The organism is Nostoc sp. LEGE 06077 (assembly GCF_015207705.1).
Classification (GTDB): domain Bacteria; phylum Cyanobacteriota; class Cyanobacteriia; order Cyanobacteriales; family Nostocaceae; genus Nostoc_B.
Genome location: NZ_JADEWI010000028.1, coordinates 16,223 through 41,509, shown reverse-complemented (window position 1 = coordinate 41,509; position 25,287 = coordinate 16,223). Strand labels below are relative to the sequence as shown.

Sequence of the window (25,287 nt, the reverse complement as noted above, 5' to 3'; positions counted from 1 at the left end):
TTTAAGCATCTAACTTAATTCGGGGATCGGCGACCTTTAACATTAAATCTGCGAATAAGTTGCCGATATTTAACAGTAAAGCACTCATCACGAGGCTTGCCATGACTAAATATTGGTCTTTAGCGATAACTGCCTGCAAGGTTAATCTTCCTAAACCTGGCCAGTTAAAGAACTGTTCGGCGATGAATGCACCGCCTAATAAACTAGCTAATTCAAAACCCAGCAAAGTAATTAAAGGGTTGATAGCATTGCGGAGAGCATGAACGTAGATAACGCGATTTTCTGGTAATCCTTTGGCGCGGGCTGTTTGGATATAATCTTGACGTAAAACATCCAATAATTCCCCACGGGTGATGCGTTGCAAACCAGCAAAGCTGGTGATACTCAATGCAACAGTGGGTAAAATCATGTGCCAAACGACATCAATAATTTTACCAAACCAAGATAAATCAGCATGATCAATGCTAGTCATGCTACCAACGGGAAACAAAGGCGAGGTAAATTGAGCAAATATTAATAAAAATAGGGCGGTGATGAAACTGGGAAAGCCTTGTCCGGCGTAGCTAATTACCTGCAAGATGCGGTCTGTGGGGCGATTTTGCTTGACAGCAGCGATGATGCCCAAAGGAATTGCGATCGCCCATGTCACAATTAAAGAAGCGATCGCGAGTAGTAACGTTGCTGGTACTCGCTCCCATAACAGCGAAGCTACAGAACGCTGGTAAACAAAACTTGTGCCAAAATCTCCTTTGGTAAATATCCGCCACAACCACAAGAAATATTGCTCAGGCCAAGACTTATCTAAACCAAACTGTCTTCTAATTTCCTCAATGCGTTCTGGCGAAATTTTCGGATTTTGTCGCAGGGTATCTACATAATCCCCTGGAGACAATTTGATGATGAAAAACGACAGCGCTGATGCCAACAATAAGGTAAACAGCGCCTGCAATATCCGTTTCACCACATAAATAAAAGTTTCACTTGTGATTAGCCTAATTAGCCAATCTCGACTTGTCTCCAAGGAAATTTTTGTAGCTGTCATAGTATTTAGTCAATGGTCAGTGGTCAATGGTCAATGGTAAATGTCTTGGGACTATGGACTTTTGACCATTGACTAATATTCAATTAACGAGATAATCGGCACATCTGGGAGATGTTTCCGCCCTTGTAAATCCCGTAGCTCGATAATAAACCCAAAACCTACTAGTTCACAGTCAAGCTGTTGGACTAACTGTGCTGTAGCCTTGGCTGTCCCACCTGTAGCAATCAAATCATCTACAATTAAAACTCGGCTGCCTGGATGCAATGCGTCTTGGTGCATTTCCAAGCAGTCAGTACCGTACTCTAGTTGATATTCAATAGAGTGAACGGCTGCGGGTAACTTGCCTTTTTTCCGCACAGGAATAAACCCAGCACCTAATTTATAAGCTAGAGGAGTGCCAAAAATAAATCCCCGCGACTCCATCCCAATCACATAATCTGCTTTAAATTCAGCTTCATTGCATTTCTGAGCAAAAAAGTCAATAGTGTAACGCAGTCCTTCTGGATTACGCAGTAGAGTAGTAATATCTCGAAATAAAATGCCAGGCTTGGGAAAATCTGGGATGTCACGAACTAGAGATTTTAAATCCATAAACAGTGAAGGAGTAGGTCAGACTGGAAAAATCGTACACTATAATGTCATACGCTGGATTTGAGGCTCTAGTATCATCATCCATTGACGATAGTGAGAATCTACACCAAGCTTAAATATGGACTGGTACTCAATATTAAAACAAGGTGAAATGATGCTGGAAAAACTGAAATTATAAGTATACGCAAACTTGGCTGTAGAACAAGTTAAGTCATGTATACGTCAAGTATTATGGCTACTGCCACAAGTTTAATGTTATTTTTTGGCTACTTATCTTAAATTTAGTTGTACTAGTTGTATCTAGTCTGTTGGAAGCGCACAAGGTAATTTATCGAATGAATGTCTCCGCGAGCTTAACGCCGTTCAACAGTCCCGCACCTGCATCAACGCCAATGATTTTGGATACATTACCAGATCCGGCGATCGCAGGACAAGGATGTCCGCCCAGAACTCGGCTGCAAATCGACCTCCTTTTACTGGCAATTGAAGCTTTAGAACTTGGTGGTTCCGAAGCAATTCTGGCTTTTGCTGAAGAACTAGATTTAACCGACATTATTAAAAATCGGGTCAATTTATGGCGGATGCGTAGCTCTAACCCTATGCGCCGAGCAAATATCCGCAGACCCCTAACTATTATGGAAGCAAAGGCTTTAGTCGTCATTGCTTGCTACATTGCCCGGCGGTTAACAGTTGTCATCCGCCAGATGCTAATGATATATCAGCAAATGAATGACAAACAGATACCTTTAGAACAAAATTTGCGTTTATCTAACTATTTAGAACGCTTTCGAGCGCATTTTAAAAGTAGAATGAATGCCCGACGTTCTGGCGTACTAGCATTAACTTCTGATGAAAAATTAGATGAGTTAGCTATTAATTTGTTAGAAAAACTCCTATTTTGTACAGGTACGGCCGGAATGCAGCGGTTCTGGATTAGTCTTTTTGACGGTGAAGTGGAATGAATATTCAACGGAAGTACAGTTTACCTAACTGTACATTGCTTTTAGAGGGTTTAAGTGATGCTTCGAGGGCGGCACATTTACAAGAGCTACGCCCAGAATTATCAATATTGGTAAATGTAGAATGCTATATATCTGGTTATAAGCAGCCCTTAGTTGGCGGCCGAGAATTTTTTGAAAGTTTGGTTAGGGCTGTAAGTGGCTACGCCCAAGAATTTTTAAGTACTGTGCCGAATCCCCAAGCTCATAATCAAGATTCGGAATTAGTAGAACTCCAAAAAATTGACCATAATCGCCACAGACTAATTATCCATTCTGAAAGCACAAGCGAAGGCTTAGAGCCGAATTCTTCCCCAAATAAATCACCGATTGAAATTGATATGAATACGGTGCAGTTATTTGATTTGGTAGAAGCGGTAGATCAATTTTTTGCTGATACTCAAACTCTACCAGAGTTATCACTAGAGTTACAACCAGTAGCCCGGCGCTATGGTGGTGCAAATGAAATTCTGATTAAGCAAGCAGTACCAGCCAGTATTGGAGTTGCGAGTGTCGCAGTTGCAGCGGTTGCTTTTAGTTTGATTCCACCTCCGCAAATTCGCACACCAGAACCACAGCCAGAAACTCAAAGTAGCGCCACGCCAACACCTAGTACTGTGGCGGGTATACCAAGCACAACACCATCAGCTAGTGCAACACCTATAGCTGCTACGACAAATCCTACCCCCACTCCCAGTGCAGCAGCTACAACAGCACCGACAACAGATTTAGAAGCACTGTTAAATACAACTGCTGAAATTACTGACCCATCTCAACTACGGGCTTTAAATCGTCAGGTATGGAATCAACTTGATCCCGCTTGGAATAATCGTTCGGCAATTAAAGACGATTTAGTTTATCGTCTCGGTGTAGCTGGTGATGGGGCAATTGTTGGTTATAAGGCGATTAATCAAGGGTCAAATGAAGGCATAGAATTAACTCCACTACCCAAAGTCCTTTATAATCCGGCTAAACGTAGTGCGATCGCTAATGAACCCATAGCCCAGTTTAAAGTCGTCTTTACTAGCAAAGGCGTATTAGAAGTTAGTCCTTGGCGCGGTTACGCTAGTACACCAAAAGTAATTGGTAGCAAAATTACAGATGCTAATACAGTTAAAACTTTAAACCAAAAGCTATACAACACTATTCGCCAAAATTGGAAAGGTACTCCTAGTTACACCAAAGATTTGCGTTATCGAGTCGCCGTAAATAAAGAAGGCATTATTGCTGATTATGAACCACTAAATCAGGTTGCTTTCGATTATTTCCGGGAAACACCACTGCCAAGTATGTTTCAAACTGTTTATGGTTCTAATGGCGCAGCCCCCAATAATCAAGAAGCACTGGCGCATTTCCAAGTTGTGTTTAATCCCGATGGCAAACTAGAAGTGACTCCTTGGAAGGGGTATCAGTAGATATAGTAGGGGATAGGGGATAGGTGACAGGTGATAGGTTACAGGGGATAGGGAACAAAGTTAAGAGACTTTTACGGATGTCTTAGCTACCTGGGCGATCGCGATAAATTGTCATCCCCTAGTAGAATGAACTACGAATCTATCTAGGACAAGTTTTTCGTAGCTAGTAAAAACAACTATGTTGTTTTCGGGTAATAATAACTTTGTTACTCGATAGCGTTGCTGGTAACGAAAATGACGCGCTCTCCAAATTCAGGCAATGATCAGGAGCCTACTAACAGACGTTTATTACATCTTCTCCTTTTAAGACGTACTAGTTTGGTAGTAGGAATTTTTTTGCTCGCTGGAATTGCATGGGGAATTTGGTGGGCGAGAAATTATGTATATAACGATTTAGCCCCGTTAGTCGAGACGAATCTTGAACAATTACTGGGGCGACCGATAACATTAGGTCAAGTTGAGGCTTTTTCACTTTCGAGTCTGAGATTTAGTTCTCTGGCTATACCAGCAACGCCTACTGATTCTGACCAACTGACAGCCAAAGCTGTTGATGTGCGCTTTTCTCTGTTACCAGTCATTTTCAGCCGCACATTACCTTTAAATGTCACCGTCGTGCAACCCCGTGTTTTTATCCAACAAGATCAGGAGGGCCGTTGGGTAACGGCGGCGGTGAAGTCTCAAGAAGGGCAAGGTATTATTCAAACACAGTTACAAACACTTGAGATTGTTGATGGCAATGTAGAATTATTACCAGCTTCTACACCAACTAAACCAAAAGGTTCTGTAGTTATTAATCAGTTCGGTGGGGTAGCGCGATTTTCACCAGATAATACACAGATTGGTTTTGAAATCAATGGTCAACTAGCCAGAGGTGGTGCAGTTAAAATTACTGGTGACACACAACCAAAAACACAACAAACTAACCTTCAGGTTGTGGCGCAAGATTTACAAGCATCAGATGTTAGCCGATTAATTCAGTTACCCATTGTTTTGCAAGCAGGAAGGGTAAATGCTGACTTAGGTGTGCAGATTCCCGCAGATGTTTCTGATATAGCAATTACTGGGACAGCTATTCCAAGTCAGGTGACGGCGCAAATCCAAAATATTCCCCAAAAGTTTGTCAATGCTAACGGTAGATTAGTATTTCAAGGTCAGGCGATCGCACTAGATAATCTCACCACAAACTTGGGTAAGGTTCCCATTCTGGCGAATGGCATAGTTAATCTTAAAACAGGTTTCAACCTCGTAGCGCAGGTAAAACCAGTCAGTGCAGAAAACTTATTAGATACTTTCAACGTTAAATCACCAGTTGTCGCCACTGGAGAAATTCAAGCCAACATCAAAGTTCAAGGTTCCCTTCAGCAACCAGTTCTTAGCGGTAGTGCAAGTAACACTAAACCTATTCAAGTTGACCGTGTACAGTTTAAATCGGTCAACACTAATTTTCGCTTGAATGTTAATAAAAATGCGTCGCAAATCACTGTCTCAAATCTCAACTTAGTTCCCGCAGCTGGTGGAGTAATTACAGGCGGTGGTCAAGCCATACTGGGTGGTCAGGTAAAATTTAACGTGCAAGCTGAGGGAATATCTGGAGATATACTGGCACGTAATTACGGTTTCACTCCCCCAATTAACATTGGTAATGTCTCAGCTAATACACAAATTACTGGCTCCCTGGGCAAACAACCTTTAATACTCAACATTGCCAACATTCAAGTACAACCGCCATCTGGCGGGCAAATTGTCGGGCGTGGTCAAGTGCAACTAGCACCCCAAGGTAGAGTATTGTTGAATGTTCTCGCCCAAAATTTACCAGGGGATGTCATCGCCAAAACCAACAATTCTTCCTCTACAATCAAAGTTGGAAATGTATCATTAAATACTAGAATTTCTGGCGCGTTGGGGAGTTTGCGGGCTGTGGCGCAAGTGCAAGCGCCTAATGCAACTTATCCCACCATCGGTGCAGCTGTAATTAACCAACAAGGACAGAATATTATCTTGCCCACGGCGGTGTTTAATGTGGCAGGTAATACAATTAGAGCTAGGGGTCAGGTTGTACAGAATCGTTGGCAAGCTTTTGTTAATACTGAGCAAGTTCAGTTAAGCCGTTTTAAACAGATTCCAGAGCAATTTCAGGGCGTTGTCAATAGTGCGTCGGTGAATTTGTCAGGAAGTACGAAATCTTTTCAACCGGAAACTATTCGCGCCACCGCACAAGCAAACTTGAGTGTGGCAGGTGGGAGAGTTAACATCAGGAATGCTAATTTAAATAATGGTCGCTGGCAAGCTGTTGCTAATGCTTCGCAGATTCAACTCAGCCGTTTTCCGCAAGTTCCCGACCAATTTCAAGGAGTTGTCAATAGTGCGTCGGTGAATTTGTCAGGAAGTACGAAATCTTTTCAACCGGAAACTATTCGCGCCACCGCACAAGCAAACTTGAGTGTGGCAGGCGGAAGAGTTAACATCAGGAATGCTAATTTAAATAATGGTCGCTGGCAAGCTGTTGCTAATGCTTCGCAGATTCAACTCAGCCGTTTTTCACCACAACTGCGAGGGCGGCTTAATGGTAATGTGCAGTTGGCTGGAAATACCAAATCTTTTGCGCTTGCAGATATTCGCGCCGCGGGACAACTTCGCGCTAATCAAGGGGTGGCGCAGTTAGCACAACCATTGACAGCCCAATTTCAGTGGAATGGTAAGCAGATTATTGTGCCACGAGCAACGACACCGGGAATTAGTGCGAATGGTGCGATCGCAGTACAATTACCAGAAACAGGTACACCGAAAATTGTTGGCTTTAATTTCAATGTCCTGGCGCAGAATTTCAACCTCAACAATACAGGTGTGCAAGTACCGGGAGACATTGCCCTATCAGGCTTTCTCGATTTTAATGGGCAAGTTACAGGTACTCTAGAAACTCCTCAAGCTACAGGTAATATTCGCCTGCGGAATTTCAATGTGAGTAACTTAGCCTTTGACCCGGTTTTAGCTGGTAGTGTTAATTTTCAAGGCGGACAAGGGGGAAGTCTGCGACTGGCTGGGGTGCAAGATAGAATAGCCTTGAACTTGGATGGAAATTATCGCCCAACTTCATTTTTACTCAAGCGCGGTCAGGCAATTAGCACAGGTAGAACTGAGGGTGATAATTTAATTATCAACGCTCAACAGTTTCCTATAGCTTTAGTTGGCGGTTTTATCCCTGATAATAGATTGAAACCCTTGGGCGGACAATTATCAGGAAACTTAGTTGTCAATCTGAATAATTATGCTTTGGCTGGAGACGTAGCCATTTCTCAACCGCGAGTTGCTAGAGTTTCAGCCGCGGAATTTCGCGGTAGTTTCAATTATGCTAACGGTACTGCTAACTTAACTAACGGTTTATTGCGTCTTGGAGATAGTAGCATTGCTTTAAGTGGCAGTGTGCAAACTGGGAATAATCCGCAATTTCAAGTCCAAGCTAATTTAGTTCAAACTAGAATCCAAGAAATTTTACAAGCCTTTAATATCTACGATTTCCAAGACTTGAGTACAGGAACAGAACCGCCAACCCTCGCAGGCGCAGAAGCACTCAACACTAGACCTCTTAGCTTACCCAATGCAGACTTGCAAACCCAGTTAGAATATTTCTCGAAAATTGCCACAGTCGTAACGCCACAACAACAGCAAGAGGAAAAACAAACGCCGCCTTTACCTAGTTTGGCAGAATTAACAGGTGCGTTAAATGGCACAATTACCGCTAGTGGTTCGTTAAAATCTGGGTTGAATGCAGGGTTTAATCTTCAAGGTGCTAATTGGCAATGGGGACAATATGCTATTAATCAAGTGATTGCTCAAGGGAATTTTGCTGATGGTGTCGTTACTTTGTCACCTTTGAGTATTGGTATCAATCAAGGATTAGTAGCCTTTACCGGACAGTTAGGCTTTGACCAACTTTCGGGACAGTTGAATGTAGCTAGTTTACCTTTATCTCTGTTTCAGCCTTTCATCGAACAATATCCGATAGATGTTACAGGTGAAGTGAATGCTGTTGCTAATTTGCAAGGTAGTTTACAAGACCCTAGAGTAAATGGTGAAGTATCATTGGCGAATGCAACTCTCAACCAGCAGCCTGTACAGACAGGACAGGTAAAATTTGCCTATAATAATGCGCGCGTAAATTTTGATAGTGCTTTGCTGTTAACTGGAACCCAACCCATCACAATTACAGGTAATGTTCCTGCACCTTTACCCTTTGTCGCCGGACAACCAGAGAGTAATCAAATCAGCGTTAACGCTAATGTGAGTAACGAAGGTTTAACACTGTTAAATCTGCTGACTAACAATCAAGTTGCTTGGCTAGATGGACAAGGACAAGTCGCTGTCAATGTTGGCGGGACTTTAAACCAGCCAATTATCAATGGAACTGCCACATTTAATAATGCCACTATTGGCGCTCAAGCTTTATCAGCACCGCTAACCAATGTGACGGGAAAAGCGGAATTTAACGGTAATACAGTTAATGTAGCCGGGATTCAAGGTAACTATAATCAAGGGTTAGTCACTGCGGCGGGAATCTTGCCGATTTTTGCGGCGGGACAAGCTATCTCCAATCCTCTAACAATAGCGATCGCAAAACAACTAGATTTTCAGGTTCCAGGACTGTATGAAGGTGGTGTGAGTGGGAATGCTGTGATTCGCGGAACAGCACTCAAACCACAAATTGGCGGGGAAATTGAACTGAGTAACGGACAAGTAATTATTGGAAATTCCGCCACGGCTAATTCAAAACCAGCAACCACAGATAGTAATAACATCAACATCAGTGCGGTAAATACAACAGCAGCTAACCCCAACGCTACAACAGAACCGACTAACGCTGTAAATAACACCACCGTAACTAGACCTAATTTACCTGTAGAGTTTGCTGATTTACGCTTGACTCTGGGTAACGATGTGAAGGTGACGAGTCAATCTTTATTCAGCTTTGTACCGGGAGGCGCGGCCTTTAGTCAACCTATACTTAGCTTTAACGCTAAAGGCGATTTGACAATTAATGGAACCTTAGCCAAACCTCTCCCCGAAGGAGTGATTCGTTTAACCGGAGGACGAGTCAGCTTATTTAGCACCGAGTTCACCTTAGAACGTGGCTATGAACAAACCGCCACATTTATTCCTAGTCAGGGACTTGATCCTACATTAGATGTGCGACTGTTGGCGATCGTCCCGGAGACATCAGCCACGAGTAATCGCATTTTAGAATCACCTTTGTCGTCAGAAATCAGCGATATTTCTACTACCAATTTTGGCACTTTACGAACTGTGCGCGTACAAGCCAGAGCCACAGGACGAGCCAGTGAATTAAATCAAAATTTAGAACTCACCAGTCAACCTCGCCGCAGTCAAGGAGAAATTGTCGCTTTGCTGGGTGGTTCAATTTTAAATAACTTTGCTCAAACCGGAGATATAACGCAAGGATTAACCAATTTAGCTGGCAATACTATTTTAGGCAGTTTGCAAGGAACTATTACAGCGATCGGTCAGGCTGTTGGCTTTAGTGAATTTCGCATCTTTCCCACTCCCATTACAGACTCCACATCAAGACGCTCATCGGTGTTTGATTTGTCAGCAGAGGGAGTGTTCAACATTAATCGAGATTTTTCTGTTTCTTTATCAAGACCTTTATTTAGTAGTGATGCGTCTTTTCGTTATAACGTTCTGTATCGGCTGAATGATGAAATCTTGGTGCGTGGTGCAACTGATTTAGGCAGTGAGAATCTGCTGTTATTTGAGTATGAAACCCGGTTTTAGTAGGGGCGAACGGCCGTTCGCCCCTACTATACCAACGATACCAACCGCCGTAGCCTGCGGGAACGCCTCTATTTTATGAATGATACAAATATATTTGTCCGGGCGATCGGCCGTACCCTGGGGGAACGCCCCTATTTTATGAATGATATAAGGGCGAACGGCCGTTCGCCCCTACGATACCAACGTTCGCCCCTAACGTTTTATCACAAACCTTACGTCGTTGCTTATTAACACTACCTCATTCGTTATGAACAAGGAAACGTTTGTTATAAATGGGTAAGCGATCGCTCTAATCAACAACAAACTCACCCTGCACCCTTACGCCTTAAGTAGAACGGTGCAAATAAACCGAACTATATAACAAAAAGTAAAGTGGCTTAAAAACCTCTTTCCTCCTGCCTTGTCATAACGACAATTTTTAACACCTACCTACTTACTTAATATCGTTGCAAAGTCTTCTATCCTCTTCAGTTGCGATTGGATTTTTCACATAATATTGCAACCACTCACAACCCCGCACTAACAATTGGTCTAAACTATGCACAGGCCACAACCGCGCTGTCTCGTCTAAGGAGGCAGTGGCAATGGTTTGGCCATCCGGGCTGAAACTCACATCATATACACTACCCAAATGCCCTTCAAATTCCTGGAGCAGTTGCCCATTGAGACTCCACAATCGTGCTGTGCCTTCAGAAGATGCAGTAGCAATAGTTTGGCCATCCGGGCTAAAACTAACACTATTGGCACTGACCTGATGCCCTTTGAACTCCTGGAGCAGTTTTCCGTCAAGATTCCACAACCGCGCTGTCTTGTCTAAGGAAGCTGTGGCGATGGTTTTGCCATCCGGGCTGAAACTCACACTATAGATCAAACCCTGATGCCCTTTGAACTCCTGGAGCAGTTTCCCATCAAGACTCCACAACCGCGCTGTTTTGTCTTGGGAGGCGGTGGCGATGGTTTTGCCATCCGGGCTGAAACTTACATCATAGACTCCATCCTGATGCCCTTTGAACTCCTGGAGCAGTTTTCCGTCAAGATTCCACAACCGCGCTGTCTTGTCTAAGGAAGCTGTGGCGACGATTTTACCATCTGGGCTGAAACTCACACTTACGACTCCACCCTGATGACCTTTGAATTCCTGGAGCAGTTTCCCATCAAGACTCCACAACCGCGCTGTCTTGTCTAAGGAAGCTGTGGCGACGATTTTACCATCTGGGCTGAAACTTATATCATAGACTCCATCCTGATGCCCTTTGAACTCCTGGAGCAGTTTCCCATCAAGACTCCACAACCGCGCTGTTTTGTCTTGGGAGGCGGTGGCAATGGTTTTGCCATCCGGGCTGAAACTTACACTTACGACTTGGCCCTGATGCCCTTTGAATTCCTGGAGCAGTTTTCCGTCGAAATTCCACAACCGCACTGTGGAATCACCCAATGCAGCGGCGATGGTTTTGCCGTCCGGGCTGAAACTCACACTATAAACATTGAAACGATAGCCTTGGAATACTTCTAAAAATTCACCATTGAGATTCCACAACCGCACTGTGGTGTCGCCCGATGCAGTAGCGATGGTTTTGCCATCTGGGCTGAAACTTACACTTACGACTCCATCCTGATGCCCTTTGAACTCCTGGAGCAGTTTTCCATCAAGATTCCACAACCGCGCTGTCTTGTCTAAGGAAGCTGTGGCGATGGTTTTGCCATCTGGGCTAAAACTTATATCATAGACTCCATCCTGATGCCCTTTGAACTCCTGGAGCAGTTTCCCATCAAGACTCCACAACCGCGCTGTTTTGTCTTGGGAGGCGGTGGCAATGGTTTTGCCATCCGGGCTGAAACTTACACTTACGACTTGGCCCTGATGCCCTTTGAATTCCTGGAGCAGTTTTCCGTCGAAATTCCACAACCGCACTGTGGAATCACCCAATGCAGCGGCGATGGTTTTGCCGTCCGGGCTGAAACTCACACTATAAACATTGAAACGATAGCCTTGGAATACTTCTAAAAATTCACCATTGAGATTCCACAACCGCACTGTGGTGTCGCCCGATGCAGTAGCGATGGTTTTGCCATCTGGGCTGAAACTTACACTTACGACTCCATCCTGATGCCCTTTGAACTCCTGGAGCAGTTTCCCATCAAGACTCCACAACCGCGCTGTCTTGTCTAAGGAAGCTGTGGCGATGGTTTTGCCATCTGGGCTGAAACTTACATCATAGACTCCATCCTGATGCCCTTTGAACTCCTGGAGCAGTTTCCCATCAAGACTCCACAACCGCGCTGTTTTGTCTTGGGAGGCGGTGGCAATGGTTTTGCCATCCGGGCTGAAACTTACATCATAGACTCCACCCTGATGCCCTTTGAACTCCTGGAGCAGTTTTCCGTCAAGATTCCACAACCGCGCTGTCTTGTCTAAGGAAGCTGTGGCGACGATTTTACCATCTGGGCTGAAACTCACACTTACGACTCCACCCTGATGCCCTTTGAATTCCTGGAGCAGTTTCCCATCAAGACTCCACAACCGCGCTGTCTTGTCTAAGGAAGCTGTGGCGACGATTTTACCATCTGGGCTGAAACTCACACTATAGACTTGGCCCTGATGCCCTTTGAACTCCTGGAGCAGTTTTCCGTCAAGACTCCACAACCGCGCTGTCTTGTCTAAGGAAGCTGTGGCGATGGTTTTGCCATCTGGGCTGAAACTCACACTATAGACTTCGCCCTGATGCCCTTTGAATTGATTTCGTTCTGTAATCTTATTTAAAATACTATCCAAAGCAAAAATTGGGCTAATAGCCGGGTATTTTTCCAACGGGCGGCCATCTTTAACTAATCCTTTCAACTCTTTAGCAGAATGCATCACCGCCACCAAAGCTTCCAACTGTGCAAATCCAAACTGTTCTAAAGCATTCAAACCCGCCCGTTCTAGTTCCGTTCCTTTTTTTGCTTCTGCTTGTGCTGCCAATGCTGTTTCAGTTTCTTTCTTTGCGTTTGCCAGTTTTGTTTCTGCTTGCTTCAAAGTCTCATTAGCCTGTCTAGCTTTAGCTTCCGCATCGTCTTGCTGTTTCTTTGCCTGTTGTACGTTCGCCTCAGCAGTTTTTACTTTTTCTGTAACTGTTTTAATTCTTGCCTCTGCGTCGGCGTTCTTCTGTTGTAAATTTGCTGCTTCTTTGTTGACTTTATCTAAGTCTACTTTGGCATCAGCTAAATTTTGGCTTGCCTTTTTAGTATCTGCCTGTGCTACCTTAAATTTAGCTTCCGCATATTGCTTATTTTTTAACGCTACTAGAAAGTTCTTTTCTAAATCTTTGCTTTTATTTTCTAATGCCTGAGCTTTTTTGAGGTTGTTCGCCAGTTTAGTTTCTGTCTGCTGTTTTTCTTGATTAACTTCTTGCAAACCCTGTTGAGCTACGGTGAATTTGATTTCTGACTCTTGCTGTTTTATCTTAGCTGATTTTGCTTGTTGAAATAGACTAAAAGCATACCAACTTGTCACTACTAATAAACATATAGATAAACCAGAACTCAGCAGCAAACGATTACGTCCTTGCTTAATTTTCTGGTCAGCTTCAGTTTGAGCATCAGCTAATATTTTATTTTTCTGTTCAACCCGTTTTAATTCTTCTTCTGTTAGTTGACGCTGTTCTCTTTCTCTTGCCAACTCTGCTAATATTTCATTTCCCTGTTGCTGCCGAATAAAAGCCACCAAATAATCATGCACTAACTGATAACGGTCTGCTGGTGATCCTGGCAATAGCAACACTAACCCCGACTTCACAACAATATCTAAAACCAAATTTAACTTGTCAGCTTCCGCCACCAAATCTTCCGCTAACTCCGCACGAGTTTTCAGTGGTCGCGTTCCATTCTCATCTGTTAATAAATATAAAACCAATCGCGCCACTTGTTCATTACCTGCGCCACAATCTTGAATCACATCTTCTAAAAACTGCTCAACCAGTTTCTCTTTCGTGCCAACCTGCTGATACTGTTCTAGCGTTGTAATGCAATCTGTTTGCAATTGCGCCCCCACAATTTGCAATTCAATTGGGCGCACTTCTCCCAATTCCCCAGCTAAATCACTAACTAATTGCTCAACTAATCTAGGCTCTAAATAAAATTGGGTATTCTCAGTTAAACTTTGAATAACCTTTTTAGTATCATCTGGTGAAAAGTTACCCAAATAATACCGAATACCTTTATCTAAAATATTATTATTAACTGCACTTAAATTAAACAGTCTTTCTAACTCTAATAAATAATGTAAATAATCTTCCCGCAAAGACAGCACAATCTTAACAAAAGGTATATCCAAACAAACCCGCAAAAACTCATAAAACTCAAGCCGCTGCGCCTTATCTGGGTAAACAAAGAAAAACTCTTCAAACTGGTCAAAAATTAAAACTGTTAATAAATTCCGGTCTTCATTATTCTGCAACTGTGATTGAATCGCTGTCACTGAATCAAGATTCACAGTTAATTTCTTTTCTCTAACCGCCTCAAATTCCTCACTCAACCGCCGCCCTAAAACAGTCACCCACTCTGTATAAACTCTAATCAAAATTGGCAAAGCATCACGTTCACCTATGGGTTGCTGTTGCAAAGCCGGAATTAAACCCGCTTGTAAAATTGAACTTTTACCTACACCCGATTGACCATGAATGATAGTTAATTTATGCTGGTTTTCGCTGATTCTCACCCGCAATCTGTTGACATCTATTTCTCGCCCAGAAGCCGCAATTTCTTGAGCAACTGTCCCAGTATTATCTAGTTGACCTAACCCCCTAACCCCCTTCCCTGTGAGGGAAGGGGGAATATTTAAAGCCTCTCTCCTTGCAGGGGAACCAGTGCGTTGCGGGGGTTCCCCCCGTTGTAGCAACTGGTGTGAGAGGTTTGGAGAGGGGTCTTCCATAACTTGTGCAACGTAAGGATTAATCACCTTTCTCTGAGGATTTAAATAAGAAGCCCCAACAAAAGCCCGAAATCCATATTGCTGTTCTATTTGTAATTGTTCTTGTTTAAAATTAAAAGCTTTGAGATATTCACCTTGTTCAAAATAAAGTAAACGTAATTTCTCTAAAATAGAAATATATAACTGTGGATTATATTGATGATTGGCAGATTCTCGCGCCATTTCTAAACTATGAATTGCGGCTGTAATATCACCCAAACCCTGTTGTGATTGAGCTAATATCAACCGATACCAACTATATATATATAGCTGGACATCAGGAGTATTATCTAAAATGTGCAAAGCCTGTTGGGCAAATTGATTTGCTTCATTCCACCGCGAATTCTCTACAGCCACCTCTGCTAAAAAGCCGTAAGCTTGAGCCAATTGCAACGGTGTGCCATATTCTTGCTGCAACAATAATGATTGATTCGCCAGACTTTCTAACTCAGCCCAAGCATTTAAATTTTGCAGTATTTCACCCAATTTATTAATATACTGCGCTACTAAATTTAAATATTCGCCTTGCTCTAAAATATCCAGTGCTTGCTGCAAATATTCTTGAGCCAATTGCCAATAACGTTGATTTTCTGTTTTATCAATTACTGCTTGACGTTCATAAGCTAAAGCAATATGAGCTAATAATATACCTTGTCGTTCTAAATCTTCACTTTGTCGCCAAAAACTCAAACTTTGTTGATAATGTTCAACAGCCACATCTATTTTGTCAGCCAAATAATTGTGCAATCCACGCACATATTCTAAATTAGCCTGTAATGATGGTGTTAAAACTTCGCCGCGACTTTGCAAATCTTGAATTGCTTTTTCTAACTCCCAACAAGTCTGCAAATTAAGAATTATTTTACTAGTGAATATTGCCTCAGTTTGTTGCTGAATAAATGCAATTAACTCATGAGTGGAGTTTTCAAACTCAATAATAGTTGACCAATTTTCTAAATCAGTCGCTAGTCTGATAAACTTTTGCAAAACTAAGTCATTCACCCACAGCAATATCGGGAAAGGAAAGTTGCTGCTAAACTCTTCCCTCACCCTATTAGCCGCAGTCAGCATCGTATCAATGTCTTTAACATTCTCTAAGCCAAATACCATCAATGCGGGAGGCTGTATATTTCCTAGTTCTTCAGTTATGCTTGTGTACAGCGTTTTGACTGATGCTGGTATAGTAATTTCGTGTATGTTTATAGGAGAAATTTGGTGTAATCTTTGGCTAATACGTCGCCGCAAATCAGCATAATTACACCGCAACAAAATCAGTGAAAATTGACCCTGAGAAAGAGTAATTGCTCTAACTAAAGTTTGTAATGAATGCTCATTATTAAGGGTGAGATTTTCAGTCATAACAAAATTATTCAGTCATTGTCGTGAAAAGCGTGATTGTGGTAAGGGCGAACGTCGCGATCAACGAGATTTTCGTAGGGGCGAAATGTGGATTTGATCAACGAGATTTTCGTAGGGGCGAACGGCCGTTCGCCTCTACATTATGGCCATTCGCCCCTACATTCAGGAAACGGCAAAAATGCCATACCCCCAATGAAGCCTCGGTCTATTTCATCATTGATTGCCGGATTCAAATCAGCAACAACCAAACAAATCAACATCAACCGCAATACACCTAAAGCCCCAGTGTGGCAACGTAATTACTACGATCGCATTATCCGCCATGAAGCAGCCTTAGAGAAAATTCGTCAATACGTGCAAACCAATCCCCTATCTTGGAATGTAGATCAATTGCATCCCCATAATCCTTCCAAATGGTAAATTAATTGCGATCCGCTCTTACAACCTAAATTCTCTAGCCTCCGCCAAAATCGGATTAATATCAAACCACGAACCATCCTCATCTCGATATTCAAATACAAACATATTGCGGAGCAAAAGGTCATATTTTTCATGACCTCTTAGGCTTTTTCCTTGGGCGACTTCCCGCAATACTTCCCATTCATCTGCGGTAATTGCCAAAGTTAGTTCGTTGCAGCGTTTTTTAATTACTCTATTGACACATTCCCAGGAAATTGGCGGGTCTTCTTGTTGCAGACAGCGAAACAATATCATGAGTAAGTTCCGCAAATGACCACCGCTTACTAAGCACAGTCTTTCTAATGTTTCAGGACTATCAAAAACCTCTGTAATTAAATGCTGGCTTTGTTCCCAACTCACCCCCGGAAACGCCCGCGCCATTACCATTTGTTTTAGTAGTGTAATTCCTTCAGTAAATTTAGTTCCATCTGGAAATTGCACAGGAACCATCGGTAACACTTTAGGGTCAACGCCAAAGCGATTTGTTAGCCTCCCCAAAGCATTAGAAAAAATCAATACCAAAGGAATGGTATAGACGACGTGACAACTTAGCTGGTTTAATTGTTCACCGCGTTCGACAAATAAATATTCTGGCTGATAATAACCAGAAGGTTTTAAAGAATTATCAATGCGGTCAAGGTTATCAACTATCACTACCAGTCCTTGTTTACCTTGCTGTTTAAGTGTTTTTCTGGCAGGTTTGAGGAGTTCTTGATTAATTGACTCTAAAATACTGCTGGTGCGTGGTTCTAAATATTGCCGCAATTGACTTCGCAGTTTTGGGCTATCTTTTGTTTTAGCAGTTAATTTCCCAATACCTACAGACAACTCAGCTTCTACACCAATATCCAGAGGTGTTTGCAAAAAATCGACAATTTCTGTAAACAGGTTTTGAAAATATCCCGGCTTGAGTTTAATTTTAATTGCTTCTAAGCTTTGACTAACTTCCCGTGCGATCGCCAGTAAAATATCTGTAATATCAACATCTCCCACATCTAAACTTTGGCTGGACTCAAAATACACTACATGAAATCCCAAATCTTCCAACTCTAGTTTTAGCCGTTGTAATTCTGTTGATTTTCCACAGCCAATATGTCCGGTAAATAATTGACAAGTTGGTTCGTCGGCTGAAAGTCGCGCAATTGTCCGTTTCAATTCTTCAATAATCTTGCCACCCCGCACTTTGGCAAAATCAATATAATATTGTCTATCTTCTGCTTTACTAACCGTCAAAGTCTTGCTGGGATTGCAAGCCTGAGAAAATCTGACTAAATCCAGTTTCATTGCTAAATCACCCGAAATCAGCCTGACACTACCGCTTATGCTTGTGATTATATGGTTTTTAATGTGGATATATGCAGACTAATTCAGGTGAAGGCTGTTATGCTATGTTTCCAGAGAAATTAATTAACGACAAAAAAATCACAGATTTTGAGTGAATTCCGACCAAACCCGTAACTTTTTATGTACTTGCGCCAAATACCACATATAATCATTAATCTGGTATTTATCGGCAGCTTTGACTATATACTCTTGAGCTAAATTCAAGTTGTTTGCAGATTCATAATACAATCCTAGATAAAGATGACTATAAAATTTCCCCTTAATTCCTTCTGATTCTCCAACAGTTAAAACTTCTTCGGGTGTACAATTTCCCGCAAACAAATCATATATGAAGCGCAGCACTCGTCTGGGGTCATTTTTAACTTTTAAGAGAGAATTACGTGCTACTTCCACACCTTGCAAACGCGCTAGACAAAGATAGCGCCATACAGTTTCTTCGACATCATTAGCATTCACCGTCAAATCAATTTCAAACTGTTGAGCGCCTTCCGCAAACCTTTCAGCATAATAATAAGATAAGCCCCGTTGCCAGAGGTATGGTTTGAGGCGAGGTTCTATGTTTTCGGCTGTGTCAAAATCTTGAATAGATTCATCAATTTTGGCTAATTGGAATTTCACCATACCGCGCCGGATATAAGCTTTAGGATTATTTGGTTGACTGCGAATGATATCATCCCACTGTTGCAGTTGATTTTCTAAAGAATTGCTAAAAAGCATGAATTAGCTGAAATAATGTGCATTATTCTGCATCATTTCAGTTGAAGTGAGCGATCGTCAATCCCTCTTATAACCAGGGGCTAGGGGAGAGGTGATAGGTGTTTTTTGGAATATTGACAGCCTAAGCGAAAAAATATGACATTTGCGTAAGTCATAATCTAGCCAAGAGGTAGAAGAAATTACTAGGAATATTCGGTAATTTGAGGCTAGTTTCTCAAAAATCAGGAAAAACGCCCGTGGTTCCCATTAAAGATAATAATCCTACAGAAATTACGCCTTATGTAACTTACGGTTTAATTGCCGCTAATGTTCTGGCATTTATCTATGAAAGTAGCCTTCCGCCACAAGCATTAGATGGCTTTTTACACCTTGCGGCGGTTGTTCCCCGCGAACTGAGTTTAAGTTTTGCTGGTGTTTCTGTGCATCAACCAGTACCAGAATGGGCAACTTTAATTACTTCGCAATTTTTGCATGGTGGTTTTTTGCACTTAGCTGGCAATATGTTGTTTTTATGGATATTTGGTAACAACGTCGAAGATAAATTAGGTCATGCCAAATATCTGTTGTTTTATTTAGCTTGTGGTCTTTTAGCGTCTTTGACCCAGTGGTATTTCTCCCAAGATTCTAACATTCCGTCTTTGGGTGCTAGTGGTGCGATCGCGGGAGTTATGGGTGCATACATTCTCCGCTTCCCCAAAGCAGAAATTCTCGGTGTTGTACCTTTAGGAATTTTCTTCCCAACTTTCCGGGTTCCCGCCTATTTCTTTTTAGGATTTTGGTTTCTCCAGCAATCTTTCTACGGACTTGCCAGTTTAGAAACTCCTACTAATATAGGGATGGAAAGCGGTGGTATTGCCTATTGGGCGCACGCAGGCGGGTTCATCTTTGGCGCAATTCTTGGCCCGGTTTTAGGTTTATTTAGCGACAAATCCCCAGAAGAATCATGGTACAGCTAAGTGCTGTCAACAGCTTTGAGTAGGCTGAGTTTATACTCCGCACTGTCAACTCAGCACTCAGCACTACACCACAGGTGCAATTATCCAAATTTTTCAACTGCCAGCCAGACGAGCTATATTGCAGTTAATTGATAATTAGGAAAAACACCTGTGTTTCCACTCTATGACGAAAATCCGACGCGAATCACACCGTATTTCACTTATGGTTTGATTGGCATGAATGTTTTAGTTTTTCTTCATGAAGTGAGTTTGTCTAATGCCCGATTAAATCTCTTTTTTGGTGAGTACGCTGTAGTACCCCGCGAATTAACCTACAACTTTTCTAGTGAGTGGATAACTTTAATTACCTCACAGTTTCTCCACGGTGGTTGGTGGCACTTGATATCAAATATGGTGTTCTTGTGGGTCTTTGGCAACAATATCGAAGACCGTTTAGGGCATTTCAAATATCTAATTTTTTATTTAGCTTGTGGCGCTTTAGCAGCTTTGTGCCAGTGGTTTATTGGCATGAATTCGCCGATTCCTTCTTTGGGCGCTAGTGGCGCAATTTCTGGGGTTTTAGGCGCATACCTCATCCGCTTTCCCCATGCCAGAATTACAACTTTAGTATTCTTAGGTTTTTTTGCGACTACAATTAGCGTTCCAGCCCTGGTAGTTATTGGCATTTTCTTTATCCAGAATGTGATATCTGGTCTTGCTAGTCTCCAAGCTGCTGCTAATATGAGCGTCCAAACCGGGGGAGTTGCTTACTGGGCGCACATCGGGGGCTTTGTTTTTGGAGTTATGCTTGCGCCCTTATTTGGTTTATTTAAACGCGACTATGAATAAGCCTTAACAAAGTGCTGAATATCAAGGGATTTGGGGTATCGAGGTTTCATTTTCCACACCCTTGTATCCCCAAACTTTTATTCCTCACTAGTTGTAAGTGTTATTTACTCCGGCAGAAACTTGATCAGTTTCTTCCACAATTACTGCTTCTGGTTCTGATGAAGATCTGGGTGATGGTTCTGTTGTTTCTGGTAAAGCAACTTCAATATCTGCACCATTGATAATTACACCCAATAATCCCAGTTCAGCTTCTTGTAATTGATCGATGGCTTCACCTAACATACTTTCTTGAGTATAGTTTGGTCGCGCTACCAATATTATGCCGTCGCTGTATGGTTGAATCAGCAAAGGATCATTAGAGTAACTTAAGGGACTACTATCTAAAATTACTAAATCATAACGCTCACGGGCATCTTCCATCAGCCGCCGCATTTCGCTAGATTCAATAATAGCTGGTGATTGCAGCACAGGGCCGGGACTGGGAATAATGTATAAATTTTCGATATCAGGTACTAGGCGAATACAATCACTCAAGCTGGCATAATAACGCAAGGGTTCAATAGTAGCGTCAGGGTCAAGCGTAACGTTTAGGGATGTAGCCTTTGAGGGCGATCGCAAATCTGTTTCAATAATTAAGGTACGTTTGCCAGCACGAGCGCAAGCCACACCTAAATTATAAGCACTGACTGTTTTCCCTTCTTGAGCGCCAGTACTAGCAATTAATAATATCTTTACGTCTTTACCTGCAAGACGGCGTAAATTACTGCGGAATTTTTCATAAAACTCCAAATAAGGCGAATCAACGGAAAATACTACCGGAACTACATCAGACGCTAAATGCTCTACTGACATTAAAGGTATTTCACCCAATAACACAACTTCCCGTTGCTTCAAGCTGTCGCGGATATCTTCTTGGGTTTTGAAAACACCTTCTAGGGAACCCAGCAAAAATATCACCCCACCACCCACTAACAAGCCTAAGAAACCACCAATTCCTAAAGTGGTTGGTACACTCTTCACTTTCGTAGGTTCAGGAATAATACTCGGTATACGGGCAACAGTCAAACTACTAACAGTTTCTGCCTCTGCGGTTTTAGAATCTGTGAGTTTGGCTTGCATTTGGTCATAAACTGCTTTTTTCAGGGCTACTTCCTGTTCTAAGCGCGATCGCTCTAACTGCTTGTTAGGTATTAAAGAATACTCTTGCCGGAGGCGGACTTCTTCGCGGATTTGCTGTGCTAACTGTTGTTGCAGGGTATCCCGTTGGGTTTGCAAAGTTACCATCTGATTCGCTAACCCTTGTCTGGCTGGGTCTAAGTTACTTTGGGCGCGAATTCCCGAAATATCTCCAGAAAAAGGTGCGGCTGTACCACCACCACCAATAACTTCATTAGCACGCTGTTGAATCAATAACTCTGTGGCTTCTTTTTGGCGTTGTAACTGAATCATCGTTGGATGTTCAGCACGCAAATCTTTCCGCAGCAAGGCAATTTGCGATTCTGTTTGATATAGTTGTGTTCGCAAACTACCCAAAATTGGGTCAGCACTTAAAGCCGAAGAAATATAAGCTTTATTGACATCTAAACCTAACTTTGCCTGCAAACTGCGAATTTGAGCATCAATCCCCGCAACATTTAATTGAATTAATCGTTGTTGATTTTGGCTATTAGTGATTCCTGCCAATAAACTACCATTTTCTGCTGATAAGATTGCTGGTCGTTCGCGGCGATCGTACTGTTCCAATCTTTTTTCTGCTGTTTGTAATTCCGCTCTAACCTGGGGTAAACGTTCTTCAATTTTTTGAATAATTGCTTTTAACCTTCCTGTGTTAATCTCCCCACTCAGCTTGATCATTGCTTGCATCAATTCCTGAAGCACCTCTTGCGCTCGCTTCGGATCAGTATCTTTATATTTAAGATCAATAACTGTCGATGCAACTTCTCCTGCCTTAGCTTTTTCTGGTAATTTTAAGGCAACATTTGTGCCAATAGTTTTGGGCTTAACATTAACTTTTATTGCCGTAGCTTCAATAATCTGATCTGAAAGCAAAGCAGCCTCGCTTAATTCCTGTCCTTGCTGCTGAATTTCATTCCCCGTCAGCGAAAATGAAACTGGTGGACGATTATAAGTCAGTGCGCCATCTGCGATGTAGTTAATAGGTGGATCTGGCTGTATAGCTACTACTGTCGACCCAGCGACAACTAGCGCAAAACTAGCTAGTCCAATCCACTTGTACTTCTCGAATGCAATCAGATAGCGTTTAACAATTGGTGGGGTCATAGCAGAGGCATATAGAAATAAGCGAGAGAATGCTGTTAATAGTCAATAGTCAAGGGTCATTTTTTGATGTCATCAGGCCAAACAAATGATATGCACTAATTTGAGCTACCACCAAAAAATTGAAAGAAGCGGATAAAACTTTGAACATCAAAGAACGGGCGAGTAATTGTACTAAAGATATTAGTAATTCTGGTAATTAAGTTGCGACCAACAACAATAACATCATTATCTTGTAAGGGGACATTTTGAGAGATATCACCAGAAAGTGCTTTTTTGGCATCCAGTTTTTGCGTAATTGCGCGACCGCGTTCTGGGTCAAATCGAATTAAGGCAATATCTCGCAGGTTAGCTGTATCTAAATTAATCCCTCCCAAAGCATCAATAAAAGTACTGCCATTCGGTAGAGTTTGCGTCACAAGTCCACCAGCCGCATAGTTTAACAACCGGACTCGAATCTGTGGTACAGCCAAAGATGAGCGAGCGATTAAATTCCGGTCATAACCATCATCATTACCGACTTCTCGACGGGGTATGATCACTGCATCCCCATCTTGCAAGCGCAAATTTGGTACTGAACCACCATTTTGCAAGGCTGCATAGAGGTCAATATTTTGGGCAATTACAGAACCATCCATTAATTTTCGACGCACTTGCACTTGTCTGAGGTCGGCGTTCATCGTCGAACCGCCAGCTATCAGTAAAGCATCAGCAACTCTAGGTGTAGTAGAACTGACAGGATAAATTCCTGGACGAAAAACTTCGCCACTAATTGTAATTTGTACAGGTCGTGGTGAGAATAGAGATACGGCGATCGCTGGATCAACCGTGACGCGACTCAAACTTAAGCGAATTTTTTCTTGAGCTTCTGCCAAACTTAAGCCTTGTATAGATAATATTCCCACCTGTGGCACAACAATATTGCCTTCGGGGCTAATTTGCGCTTGAAAACTCAAATCCTGACGTAGACCAGTCAAGGACAATACAACTATAGGATTAACTACATAACGATTGAATAACAACCGAATTCTTTCTTGAGCTTCTAGCAAAGTTAAACCTTGTAGTGGCACTGTACCTAGTAGTGGCACTGCAATATTACCTTCTGGATTAATTGAAGCGGGAAAACTTAAATCAGGGAAGCGTTGAACCACAACATTAATCGAATCTCCCGGCCCTAAGCGATAAGCACCGGGAGGACGCTGAAACGCCACACTAATTACATCTCCCGGCCCTAACAGATAACGGTTGAGTTGGGAAGAAGCTTCGCTGCTTTCACCTGGAATTACACCGTCAGCATTTGGCGGTGGCGCAGGCGGTTGGAGGGGTGATTCTTCCGCTGCTGGATTTGCCGGAGGTAGCACCGGAAATTGTTGCCCTGGAGATGTTTCAGGAGATGGTAAAGCTTGAGCAACAACAGGTTGGACAGTATTTGTGAGAAAAACACCTGCCTGAAAACTGACAAAACATAAAGTGCTAAATGCACGTATATAAGGATGGGAAGCTATAAACATCGGTGCAGTAAAGCTGTATTGAGAATTGGTTCTACCAAGTCGTGTACGTTGGAAATAATTTTTATGTTTGTTTTGAGTTGCCGAATTGATTATAGAAAAGCCTAAAAATTTTTATTCTGCTAGTCTCCGAAATTGTTTGTTCAAAGATAACAGGTTCTCAACATCACTAGTTGATTTCTGATATTTTCAAACATACTTGGCTAGATAGCGTTTACCATCAATGCTGTTTGCACCGCTTCACCCAAAGACTGCGCTAAAGACCGAGTATTTTCTACTTCTCCAAAAGGCTCCATCGGTATCAGAATACTCACCGCCACCCAAGGAATCCGATGTTTCTGCCACTGTGCCAATTGATCTGTCACAAACCAGTTTAAAGGTGATGGGTCTCCACCATTGCGGAAAGCATACCATTGCAAAGCAGCAAAGGTATCTTGTTTTGTCGAAACGCGAAAAAATCTAGCCTTGACTCGCGCTTCTGGATGGGAATTTGAAGTTTGGGACTGTTTCACCGAAAATTCCAGAGAACGTTCTTGAGCTAGATCCCATTTTCCCCAGCGCAACCGACCCCAGCCGTTAATCTCCGTCCATTCCACTTCAGGTTGATCCTTCGGCCCATTTTGTGGCAGTAATAGCAATACTACCTGAGTTTGTGAACTGGCTTGTTTGAGAATTTGCAACGACCATTTATGCTCGCCAACTTGTTGTTCGCTTTGTTGAACCGTTTCCCAGCCAGGAATGGTTAATCCCGTCTTCCGAATTTTTTTTAATTCCTTGAGGGTGGTAACAGGTGATGGCTGTTTCCATTCCCAGCGTCCTGTGAAGTATCCGGGAACTCCACCCATCGCCAATAGCAGTAGCAATAATACAAGAACTACTACATAAGTGAACTGTTTTTCTTTGAGAACCTTAGAAAAGGAAATCATCAGTAAAATTTGCGATATTTACGCAAGATTTTACTTAAAAAATGGCACTCTGAGTTCAGTAAAAGTAGCAGTCTCTATGAGTGGGGATTGATGAAAGTTAAGACAATAGCAGTTTGGTTGCGTTTCCAGAGA

General features: G+C 42.4%; 15 protein-coding genes. 7 read left to right on the top strand and 8 right to left on the bottom strand.

Annotated features, from left to right (window positions below):
* Position 1: 1 nt before the first annotated feature.
* Positions 2-1,042, bottom strand: coding sequence for an ABC transporter permease (locus IQ244_RS18060; protein WP_193896525.1), 1,041 nt, complete (start codon positions 1,040-1,042; stop codon positions 2-4).
* 72 nt (positions 1,043-1,114) lie between these two features.
* Complete coding sequence (locus IQ244_RS18055) at positions 1,115-1,633, bottom strand: adenine phosphoribosyltransferase (RefSeq protein WP_193896523.1); 519 nt, start codon at positions 1,631-1,633, stop codon at positions 1,115-1,117.
* Between the two features lie 335 nt (positions 1,634-1,968).
* Here IQ244_RS18055 and IQ244_RS18050 point away from each other — a divergent pair, with 335 nt between their 5' ends.
* From IQ244_RS18050 to IQ244_RS18035, 4 genes are all read left to right on the top strand, one after another.
* On the top strand, positions 1,969-2,595 hold the full coding sequence (locus tag IQ244_RS18050) for a DUF3038 domain-containing protein (RefSeq protein ID WP_193896521.1): 627 nt from the start codon (positions 1,969-1,971) through the stop codon (positions 2,593-2,595).
* On the top strand, positions 2,592-4,046 hold the full coding sequence (locus IQ244_RS18045) for a DUF4335 domain-containing protein (RefSeq protein WP_193896519.1): 1,455 nt from the start codon (positions 2,592-2,594) through the stop codon (positions 4,044-4,046). The genes IQ244_RS18050 and IQ244_RS18045 overlap by 4 nt, the downstream gene beginning before the upstream one ends.
* A gap of 234 nt (positions 4,047-4,280) precedes the next feature.
* On the top strand, positions 4,281-9,833 hold the full coding sequence (locus tag IQ244_RS18040) for a translocation/assembly module TamB domain-containing protein (RefSeq protein ID WP_193896517.1): 5,553 nt from the start codon (positions 4,281-4,283) through the stop codon (positions 9,831-9,833).
* A gap of 75 nt (positions 9,834-9,908) precedes the next feature.
* A complete protein-coding gene (locus IQ244_RS18035; RefSeq protein ID WP_193896515.1) occupies positions 9,909-10,064 on the top strand; it encodes a hypothetical protein in 156 nt (51 codons plus the stop codon).
* A gap of 202 nt (positions 10,065-10,266) precedes the next feature.
* Here IQ244_RS18035 and IQ244_RS18030 read toward each other — a convergent pair whose 3' ends face one another.
* A complete protein-coding gene (locus IQ244_RS18030) occupies positions 10,267-16,140 on the bottom strand; it encodes a hypothetical protein (protein WP_193896513.1) in 5,874 nt (1,957 codons plus the stop codon).
* Between the two features lie 87 nt (positions 16,141-16,227).
* Between IQ244_RS18030 and IQ244_RS18025 the strand changes: the two genes are divergently transcribed.
* Positions 16,228-16,560, top strand: a complete 333-nt coding sequence (locus IQ244_RS18025; protein ID WP_322746087.1) for a transposase — start codon at positions 16,228-16,230, stop codon at positions 16,558-16,560.
* 18 nt (positions 16,561-16,578) lie between these two features.
* On the opposite strand, the gene IQ244_RS18020 is transcribed toward IQ244_RS18025, so the two are convergent.
* On the bottom strand, positions 16,579-17,883 hold the full coding sequence (locus IQ244_RS18020; protein WP_193896511.1) for an ATP-binding protein: 1,305 nt from the start codon (positions 17,881-17,883) through the stop codon (positions 16,579-16,581).
* A 138-nt stretch (positions 17,884-18,021) separates the two neighbouring features.
* Positions 18,022-18,660, bottom strand: coding sequence for a tetratricopeptide repeat protein (locus IQ244_RS18015; protein WP_193896509.1), 639 nt, complete (start codon positions 18,658-18,660; stop codon positions 18,022-18,024).
* Positions 18,661-18,896: 236 nt separating this feature from the next.
* On the opposite strand from IQ244_RS18015, the gene IQ244_RS18010 reads away from it, so the two are divergent.
* Positions 18,897-19,616: a rhomboid family intramembrane serine protease gene (locus IQ244_RS18010; protein WP_193896507.1), complete on the top strand. Its 720-nt coding sequence runs from the start codon at positions 18,897-18,899 to the stop codon at positions 19,614-19,616.
* 150 nt (positions 19,617-19,766) lie between these two features.
* On the top strand, positions 19,767-20,444 hold the full coding sequence (locus IQ244_RS18005; protein ID WP_193896505.1) for a rhomboid family intramembrane serine protease: 678 nt from the start codon (positions 19,767-19,769) through the stop codon (positions 20,442-20,444).
* A gap of 87 nt (positions 20,445-20,531) precedes the next feature.
* Here IQ244_RS18005 and IQ244_RS18000 read toward each other — a convergent pair whose 3' ends face one another.
* From IQ244_RS18000 to IQ244_RS17990, 3 genes are all read right to left on the bottom strand, one after another.
* The gene (locus IQ244_RS18000) at positions 20,532-22,724 is read right to left on the bottom strand and encodes a GumC family protein (RefSeq protein ID WP_193896503.1); all 2,193 of its coding nucleotides are present in this window, start codon (positions 22,722-22,724) and stop codon (positions 20,532-20,534) included.
* Positions 22,725-22,819: 95 nt separating this feature from the next.
* Positions 22,820-24,232, bottom strand: a complete 1,413-nt coding sequence (locus IQ244_RS17995; RefSeq protein ID WP_193896502.1) for a polysaccharide biosynthesis/export family protein — start codon at positions 24,230-24,232, stop codon at positions 22,820-22,822.
* A 200-nt stretch (positions 24,233-24,432) separates the two neighbouring features.
* Positions 24,433-25,155 (bottom strand): cyanoexosortase B system-associated protein, encoded by a 723-nt coding sequence (locus IQ244_RS17990; protein ID WP_193896500.1) that lies wholly within the window; start codon positions 25,153-25,155, stop codon positions 24,433-24,435.
* Positions 25,156-25,287: the final 132 nt, after the last annotated feature.